Below are 10,192 nucleotides of genomic sequence, written 5' to 3' on the forward strand. Positions count from 1 at the left end.
CCTGACGAGGCGAAGATGTCGAACGAAGAACAGCTCCTGGGCTACCTCAAGCGCGTGTCCGCCGACCTGCACCAGACCCGGCAGCGGGTGCGCGAGCTGGAGGAGGGCGACACCGAACCGATCGCCGTCGTGGCGATGGGCTGCCGCTACCCCGGCGGCGTACGCACCCCGGAGCAGCTCTGGGAGGTACTGACCGAGGGGCGCGACGTCATCTCCGGATTCCCCGACAACCGTGGTTGGGACCTGGGTAGCCTCTTCGACGACGACCCCGACCGGGCGGGCACCAGCACCGCCCGTACCGGCGGATTCCTCGACGACATCTCCGGTTTCGACCCCGGCTTCTTCGGCATCGCCCCCCGGGAGGCCCGGGCGATGGATCCGCAGCAGCGGATCCTGCTGGAGATCGTCTGGGAGGCGCTGGAACGGTCCGGGATCGCTCCCGACTCGCTGCGCGGTGCACCGGTCGGGGTGTTCATCGGCAGCAACAGTCAGGACTACGGCGAGATCGCCGCCCGCGTACCGGAAGAGGCCGAAACCTACCTCAGCACCGGCAACGTCGCCGCCGTGATCTCGGGACGGATCGCCTACACGCTCGGCCTGGAGGGCCCGGCGGTCACTGTGGACACCGCCTGCTCCTCGTCGCTCGTCGCACTGCACCTGGCGTACCAGGCGCTGCGCCGTAACGAGTGCGCCATGGCCATCACCGGCGGCGTCAGCCTGATGTCCACCCCCGGTGCGTTCCTCGCGCTCAGCCGGCAGCGAGGGCTGGCCGCCGACGGCCGCTGCAAGGCGTTCTCCGACAACGCCGACGGCATCGGCTTCGCCGAGGGCGCCGGCGTGATCGTGCTGGAACGACTCTCCGAGGCCCGCCGCCGCGGCCACACCGTCCTGGCGGTGATCCGGGGCAGCGCGACCAACCAGGACGGCGCCTCCAACGGCCTCACCGCACCCAGCGGCCCGGCCCAGCAGCGCGTCATCTGGCAGGCCCTCGCCGACGCCCGGCTCTCCAGCCGGGACGTGGACGCCGTCGAGGCGCACGGCACCGGAACCACGCTGGGTGACCCGATCGAGGCGCAGGCCCTGCTCGCCACCTACGGGCGCGACCGTGATCCGGAGCAGCCGCTCTGGCTCGGCTCCGGCAAGTCCAACCTGGGACACGCCCAGGCAGCGGCCGGCATCGGCGGCGTGATCAAGGTCGTGCTGGCGCTGCAACACGGCGCGCTGCCGAAGACCCTGCACGTCACCGAGCCCACCACCGAGGTGGACTGGTCGTCCGGCGGCGTCCGGCTGCTCACCGAGCAGCGGCCCTGGCCGCGCTCGGATCGACCGGCGCGCGCGGGGGTGTCCTCGTTCGGCATCAGCGGGACGAATGCGCATGTGATTTTGGAGCAGGCTCCCGATCCCGAGGCTGTTGCGGTTGTTGAGCGTCCGGCGGCGTTGGCGTGGGTGTTGTCGGGGAAGTCGTCGGCGGCGGTGCGGGAGCAGGCGGTTCGGTTGTCGCGGGTGTCTGGTGTGGATGCGTTGGATGTGGCGTTTACGTTGGTGCGGGGTCGTGCGGTGTTGGAGTCGCGTGTGGTGGTGGTGGGTCGTGATGAGGTGGAGTTGGTGGCGGGTTTGGGTGCGGTGGTGGATGGTGTGATGCCGGTGGGTGTTGCTGGTGGGGTGGGTAAGCGGGTGTTGGTGTTTCCGGGTCAGGGGCGCAGTGGGTGGGTATGGGTGTGGAGTTGTTGGGCACGTCGGAGGTGTTTGCGCGGCGGTTTGCGGAGTGTGTGGAAGCGTTGGAGTTGTTTGTGGATTGGGATGTGCGGGGGGCGTTGTCGGATGAGGTGTTGTTGGGGCGGGTGGATGTGGTGCAGCCGTTGTCGTGGGCGGTGATGGTGTCGTTGGCGGCGGTGTGGGAGTCGTTGGGTGTGGTGGGGGATGCGGTGGTGGGGCATTCGCAGGGGGAGATTGCGGCGGCGGTGGTGTCGGGGGCCTTGTCGGTGGCCGATGGTGCGCGGGTGGTGGTGTTGCGCAGTGTTGCGGTGGGTGAGGTGTTGTCGGGTGGGGGTGCGATGGCGTCGGTGGGGTTGCCGGTGGATGTGGTGCGGGGGCGGTTGGTGGAGGTGTGTCGGTGGCGGCGGTGAATGGGCCGGCGCCGACGGTGGTTTCTGGTGAGGTGGATGCGGTGGTGGGGTTGTTGGCGGTGTTGGAGGGTGAGGGTGTGCGGGTGCGTCGGATTGCGGTGGATTATGCGTCGCATTCTGCGCAGGTGGAGGTGTTGCGGGGGCGTTTGGCGCGGGATTTGGCGGGGTTGTCGCCGGGGACGCCTTCGGTGCCGTTGTGGTCGACGGTGTCGGGCGCGTGGTTGGGTGAGGACGAGGTCTTGGACGCCGATTACTGGTTCCGCAACCTACGTCAGGAGGTGTTGTTCGCTGACGCGGTGCGGGGTTTGGTGGCGGATGGGTTCGGGGTGTTCGTGGAGTGCAGTCCGCATCCGGTGTTGGCGATGGCGGTGCAGGATGCGGCTGATTCCGCTGTGGTCACGGGTACGTTGCGTCGTGACGAGGGTGGTTGGGACCGAGTGTTGCGGTCCGCAGCGGAGTTGTGGACCCGTGGGGTGCCGATCGACTGGCCGGTGGCCGGTGGTCGGGTCGTGGACCTGCCCACCTACCCGTTCCAACGCGACCGCTACTGGCTCGACGTGCCGCAGTCCGCTGGCGACCTGAGCGCGACCGGGCTGGCACCCGCCGACCACCCGCTGCTCGGTGCCGCCGTGACCGTCGCCGGCAGCGGCACCACCGTGCTCACCGGCCGGCTGTCCCGGCGTACCCACCCCTGGCTGGCCGACCACACCATCGACGGCACCGTCGTGCTGCCCGGTTCGGCCTTCGTCGACCTGGCCGTCCGCGCCGGTGACCACGTCGGCTGCGACACCGTTCGTGACCTTGAGGTGCACCAGGCCCTCACCCTGCCCGCAGACGACGCGGTGCTCGTCCAGGTCGTCGTGGGCGCCGCTGACGACACCGGCACCCGGTCCCTCGGCGTGTACGCCCGCCCGACGGCCGGGACGCCCGACACCCCCTGGACCCGGCACGCCACCGCAGTGCTGCTGCCCGGCGGGACCCCGCCCGCGTTCGACCTCACCGCCTGGCCGCCACCCGGCGCCCAGGCCGTCGACGTCGACACCGTGCACGCCGGGCTCGCCGCGCGCGGGCTGGAACTCGGTCCCGCCTTCACCAATCTGCACGCCGCCTGGCGGCACGGCGACACCGTGCTGGCCGAGGTCGAACTGCCGGAGGAACTGCACGCCGAGGCTGCCGGGCACCGCCTGCATCCTGCCCTGCTGGAGTCCGCCACCCAGGCCGCACTGCCCGACGGAGCCGGACCGGTCGCCCCCGGTGCCTGGGCCGAGGTGCAGCTCGTCGCCACCGGCGCCACCGCGCTGCGGGTACGCATCACCCCGGACGGCCCCGGCACCGTGACCGTTGAGGCTGCCGACCCCACCGGCGCACCCGTCGCGCTCCTGCGCGGCCTGGAATCCCGGCCGATCGTCGTGACCGCCGCCGACACCCAACGCGACGCACTGTTCCGCATCGACTGGCCCGCGCTGCCCACGACCGCCTCCGCACCCACCGGCCGGTACGCCGTCGTCGGTGACGACGACCTGGCCAACGCGCTGAGCACGACCGGCAGCGAGGTCACCACCCACACCGATCTGGCGGCGCTGATCACCGCCCTGGACGGCAACGGGCCGGTGCCGGACGCGGTGTTCGCCGCGTTCACCGGCGGCAACGACGTGGCCGCCGACACCCGCCAACTGCTCACCACAGTGCTGGCGGCAGTGCAGACCTGGCTGACCGACGACCGCCTGGCCGGCACCACCCTGACCGTGGTCACCCGGGGCGCCGTCGCGGCCCGAGCCGGCGACGACATCGCCGACCTGGCCGCCGCTCCGCTGTGGGGCCTGGTGCGCTCGGCGCAGACCGAGAATCCGGACCGCTTCCACCTGCTCGACCTGGACCCGGCCGACCCCTCGATCCCGGCTGCGGCGGTGCTGGCCGCGATCGAGGCCGCCGAACCGCAGCTCGCGGTCCGCGCCGGCCGCGTGCTGGCCGCCCGGCTCGCCCGGGTGCTGGACGACCGGCCCGTACCGACGTCGGGACCCACCCTGGACGCCGGCACGGTGCTGGTCAGCGGCGGCACCGGCGTGCTCGGCGCGCTCGTCGCCCAGCACCTGGTCACCGCGTACGGGGTACGCAGCCTGGTCCTGCTCAGCCGTAGCGGAAACGACGACGGCCGGCTGGCCGGCCTGGACGCACAGGTCCGGGTGGTCCGGTGCGACGTGGCCGACCGGGACGCGCTCGCCGAGGTGATCGACAGCATCGACGACCTGACCGCCGTGGTGCACACCGCAGGTGTCCTGGACGACGGCGTCATCGGATCGCTCACCGCCGACCGCCTCGACACCGTCCTGCGGCCCAAGGTCGACGGCACGTGGCACCTGCACGAGCTGACCGCCGGCCACGACCTGTCGGCGTTCGTGCTCTTCTCCTCGGCCGCCGGGGTGTTCGGCGACGCCGGCCAGGGCAACTACGCCGCCGCAAACGTCTTCGTCGACGCGCTGGCCGCCCACCGGCGCGCCGTGGGCCTGCCCGCAGTCTCCCTGGCCTGGGGTTTCTGGGCACAACGCACCGGTCTCACCGGGCATCTCGCCGACGTCGACGTCGCCCGGATGGCCCGGGAGGGAGTCGTCGCGCTCACCGACACCGACGGCCTCGCCCTCTTCGACACCGCCCTGCGGGTGGACGAGCCAGCCGTCGTGCCGGTCCGACTGGACCTGCCCGCCCTGCGCGCCCAGGACACCGCGCCACCGGCGATGCTGCGCGGGCTTGTCCGCGTACCGCTGCGCCGGGCCGCTGCCCGTCGCGCGGCCGGGGCTACCGACGGCCTGGCCGGGCGCCTGCTGGCCGCGCCCGTCGCGGACCGCGACGAGATCGTCCTCGACGTGGTACGCGCACAGGCCGCCGCAGTGCTCGGCTACCCGTCGGCCGACCGGGTCGACGCCGGCCGCGCGTTCAAGGACCTCGGTTTCGACTCGCTCACCGCGGTGGAACTGCGCAACCGGATCGCCACGGCGACCGGCCTGCGGCTGCCCGCGACCCTGATCTTCGACTACCCGTCCGCCACGGTGCTCGCCGCCCACCTGCGCCGGGAACTGCTCGGCGACGCCACCGAGATCGAGGCACCGGAGGTGACCTCGGTCGCCGACCATGAGCCGATCGCCGTGGTCGGCATGGCCTGCCGGCTGCCCGGCGGTGTGGCCTCGCCCGAGGACCTGTGGCGCCTGGTCATCGACGGCGTGGACGCGATCGACGGCTTTCCGACCGACCGTGGCTGGGATGCGATTCTCGAAACCGAGCGAGGCACCCCGTACGCCCGGGTCGGCGGCTTCATCGACGGGGTGGCCGGGTTCGACGCGGACTTCTTCGGCATCTCGCCGCGTGAGGCGCTGGCCACCGACCCGCAGCAGCGGCTGCTGCTGGAGGCGTCCTGGGAGGCGCTGGAACGCAGCGGTCTGGACCCGCGCGGTCTGGCCGGCACCGGCACCGGCGTGTTCGTCGGCGCGGCGGCAAACAACTACGGCGCCGGGCAGTCCGCCTACCAGGACGGCGTCGAGGGCTACATGATCACTGGCGGGTCCACGTCGGTCATCAGCGGCCGGGTGTCGTACCTGCTGGGCCTGGAGGGTCCGGCGGTGACCGTGGACACCGCCTGCTCGTCGTCGCTTGTGGCACTGCACCTGGCCGTGCAGTCGCTGCGTCGTGGCGAGTGCACGCTCGCGTTGGCCGGCGGCGTGCACGTGATGGCCACCCCGGAGGCGTTCGCCGACTTCGCCCGGCAGGGCGGCCTGGCCGCGGACGGACGGTGCAAGGCGTTCTCCGACGACGCCGACGGTATCGGCTGGGCCGAGGGTTCAGGCGTCGTTGTGCTGGAACGGCTCTCCGACGCGGTGGCGAACGGCCGTCGGGTCCTCGCCGTGATCCAGGGCAGCGCGGTCAACTCCGACGGTGCCTCCAACGGGCTGAGCGCCCCCAACGGCCCCTCTCAGCAGCGAGTGATCCGGCGGGCGTTGGCCGACGCCGGCCTGTCGACGGTCGACGTGGACGCCGTCGAGGCGCACGGCACCGGCACCACGCTCGGCGACCCGATCGAGGCCCAGTCGCTGCTGGCCACGTACGGCCAGCGCGACGGTGAACCGCTCTGGCTCGGCTCGGTGAAGTCGAACCTCGGGCACACCCAGAACGCCTCCGGCATCGTCGGAGTGATCAAGATGGTGCAGGCGCTGCGGCTCGGCGTCCTGCCGCAGACCCTGCACGCCAGCAACCCGTCCAGCCACGTGGACTGGACGGCTGGCAACGTGCGGCTACTCACCGAGTCGCGTTCCTGGCCGCAGACCGGTCGTCCGCGTCGGGCTGCGGTGTCGTCGTTCGGGATCAGTGGCACCAACGCGCACGTGATCTTGGAGCAGGGGCCGTCGGTCGAGGTCGTGTCGGAGCGTGCGGTTCGGCCGCCGGTGGTGCCGTGGCCGCTGTCGGCCCGCAGCGCCGAGGCGCTTACCGGAATGGCCGCCCGCCTCGCGGCCTGGCCGGAGCAGGATGTGGCCGATGCCGCGTACGCCCTGGCCGGCCGGCCGGTCTTCGAGCACCGGGCGGTGGTGGTCGGCACCGACCACGCCGAGCTGGTGGCGGAACTGACGGCGGTGGCGAGCGCCGGTGCCGCCGTCGGTGGCCGTCTCGCGGTGTTGTTCACGGGTCAGGGTGCGCAGCGGTTGGGGATGGGTCGGGAGTTGTATGGCGCGTTCCCGGTGTTCGCTGATGCGCTGGATGCGGTGTGTGAGTTGTTGCCGGGTACGCGTGAGGTGATGTGGGGCGCTGATGCCGAGGTGTTGTCTCGGACGGTGCATGCGCAGGCGGCGTTGTTTGCGGTTGAGGTGGCGTTGTTTCGGTTGGTGGAGTCGTGGGGTGTGCGGCCGGATTTTGTGGCTGGTCATTCGATTGGTGAGGTGGCGGCGGCGCATGTGGCGGGGGTGTTGTCTCTGGCGGATGCGTGCGTTCTGGTGGGGGCGCGGGGTCGGTTGATGCAGGAGTTGCCGGTTGGTGGGGTGATGGTGTCGGTGCGGGCGGCGGAGGCGGATGTGGTGCCGTTGTTGCGTGCGGGTGTGGATGTTGCGGCGGTGAATGGTCCGGCGGCGGTGGTGCTTGCTGGTGATGAGGATGCGGTGGCTGAGGTGGTGGCTGGGTTGGGGGTGAAGGCGAAGCGTCTTGAGGTGTCGCATGCGTTTCATTCGTTCCGGATGGAGCCGATGTTGGCGGAGTTCCGGGCGGTGTTGGAGACGCTCACCTTCCGTGCCGCGCTGGTGCCGGTGGTGTCGAACGTGACCGGTGAGGTGGCGCAGCCGGACAGCGCTGACTATTGGGTGCGGCATGTGCGGGAGACGGTGCGGTTCGCCGACGGGGTGGCGACGCTGGCCGGTGCGGGTGTGACCCGGTTCCTGGAGTTGGGTCCGGATGGTGTGTTGACGGCGATGGCGCAGGACAGCGCCCCGGATGCGCTGCTCGTCGCGGCTCTGCGTAAGGATCGGGGGGAGAGTCTGTCCCTGCTGGCCGCCGTCGGCCGGCTGTGGAGCGCCGGCGTCGACGTGGACTGGGCGGCGATCACCCGCCCGTGGAGCGGGCAGCCGGTGGAACTGCCCACCTACCCGTTCCAGCGCCGCCATTTCTGGCTGGACGCGGTCCCGTCGACGGACGTCACCCGGGCCGGACTCGCCGCCGCGGACCACCCGCTGCTCGGCGCCACGGTCCAGCTGGCCGGTTCGGCCGGCGTACTGCTCACCGGGCGGCTCTCCGTGTCGTCGCAGCCGTGGTTGGCCGACCACCGGGTCGGCGACTCGATCGTCTTCCCGGCCACCGGCTTCCTCGAACTGGCGCTGCGCGCCGCCGACGAGGCCGGCGCGGCCGGCATCGACGAGCTGACCATCGAGGAACCCCTGGTGCTGCCCGAGCACGGTGCCCTCGACGTACAGATCGCGGTCACCGAGGACGGGACGCTCAGCGTCCACTCCCGGACCGGCGACGCCCCCTGGACCCGGCACGCATCGGGCGCGGTACGCGACAGCGGCCCAACGGCCCGCTTCGACCTCACCGAGTGGCCACCGTCCGGCGCCACCCCGGTGCCGATCGGCGACCTGTACGCCGAGCTGGCCACCCACGGCCTCAGCCGAGGCCCCGCCTTCCAGGGGCTGCACGCGGTGTGGCGACACGACAATGCCCTGCTCGCCGAGGCCCGGCTGCCCGAGCCGATCGCCGCCGACGCCACCGCGTACGGGCTGCATCCCGCCCTGCTGGACACGGCCCTGCACGCCATCGGGTTGGACGTGGCCGAGGACGAGCGCGGCGAACTCCCGTTCGCCTGGACCGGAGTGTCCCTCGCCGCGGTGGGTGCGACCACGCTGCGGGTCCGCATCGTGCAGACCGCCGACGACACCGTCACCGTGGCGGCCGCCGACGGCACGGGCGCACCGGTGCTCGCTATCGACGGGCTCCGACTCCGCCCGATCCAGCCGGCCGGACCGGTCGGCCGTGGCCGTACCGACGGGCTGCACCGGGTCCGCTGGGTGCCGGTCGATGCCGCGCCCACCCCCGCCCGCCTGCGCACCATCGCCGACGTGGCGGACCTGAGCGCCGCCGACCCGCAAGACGACGTCCTGGTTCTGCCGGTCACCGGTGGTGAACCCCGCGACCTCGTCCAGCACGTCCTTGCCGTGCTACAGGCGTGGCTCGCCGACGACCGGTTCACCGACACCCGACTGGCCGTCGCCACCCACGGCGCGGTGGCGGCCGGCGACCAAACCGTCACCGACCTGGCCGGTGCCGCCGTCTGGGGCCTGGTGCGTTCCGCCCAGGCGGAGAACCCGGACCGCATCCTGCTGGTCGACGCCGCCCCGGCCGACCGGGACGACACCGTACGCATCGCCTTGGCCACCGGTGAACCGGAGCTCGCCGCCACCGGTGGGACCGTACGGGCGTCCCGTCTGGCCGCTGTCCCGGCCCCGACCGGCTCCGCCTTCGACACCGCCGGCACCGTCCTGATCACCGGCGCGTCCGGCACCCTCGGCGGCACGGTCGCCCGGCACCTGGCCGGCACCCACGGCGTACGGGACCTGCTGCTGCTCAGCCGCGGCGGTGCCGATCCGGCCCTGATCGCCGAGCTGACCGACCTGGGGGCCACCGTCCGTGACGTCCGCGCCGACGTCGCCGACCGGGCCGCCCTGGCGGCTGCCCTGGCGGAGGCTCCCGACCTGACCGCGGTCGTGCACTGCGCCGGCGTGATCGCCGACGCCACCCTCGGTTCGCTCACCACCGAGCAGGTCGACGCCGTGTTCCGGCCCAAGGTGGACGGTGCCCGTAACCTGCACGAGCTGACGGCCGGCCGCGACCTGTCCGCGTTCGTCCTCTTCTCCTCGGTCGCCGGCCTGTTCGGCGGGGCGGGGCAGGGGAACTACGCCGCCGCCAACGCCTACCTCGACGGGCTCGCCGCCCACCGACGGGCGGCCGGCCTGCCCGGCCTCTCCCTGGCCTGGGGTCTCTGGGAACTCGGCGGCATGACCGACGCCCTCGACGGCGTCGGCCGGACCCGGGTGGAGCGGGCCGGGGTCCGCCCGCTCTCCGCCGCCCACGCGCTGACGCTGCTCGACGCCGCCTGCGTCTCCGACGAGCCGATCCTCGTCCCGGCCCTGCTGGACCGTGCCGCCCTGCGTGCCGCCGGTGCGAGCGTGCCGGCCCTGCTGCGCGACCTGGTCGGCCCACCCGCCCGCCGGTCCGCCGCGACTGCGGCGGCCGGCGCCGTGCCGGCCGTGGAACGCCTGGCCGGACTGCCCGCCGGGCAACGCCATGCGGAACTGCTGGACCTGGTCCGCAACCACGCTGGCGCGGTGCTCGGCTACGGGGCCGGCGTCCCGGTCGACGCGACCCGCGCGTTCCAGGACCTCGGCTTCGACTCGCTGACCGCCGTGGAACTGCGCAACGTGCTGGCCGCCGCCACCGGTCTGCGGCTGCCCGCGACCATGGTGTTCGACTACCCGTCGCCGCAGATCCTCACCGACTTCCTGCACGGCGAACTGTTCGGGCACGCGGAACCGGCCGTGGCGGAG

Annotated in this window: 1 pseudogene; it reads left to right on the top strand. The window is 72.6% G+C overall.

The features are described 5' to 3' along the window. Positions 1 to 15: 15 nt before the first annotated feature. A pseudogene (locus QQG74_RS13985) lies at positions 16 to 10,171 on the top strand (type I polyketide synthase); the annotation flags it as partial. Positions 10,172 to 10,192 lie beyond the last annotated feature (21 nt).

This window comes from Micromonospora sp. FIMYZ51, from assembly GCF_038246755.1.
In the GTDB taxonomy this organism is placed as follows: domain Bacteria; phylum Actinomycetota; class Actinomycetes; order Mycobacteriales; family Micromonosporaceae; genus Micromonospora.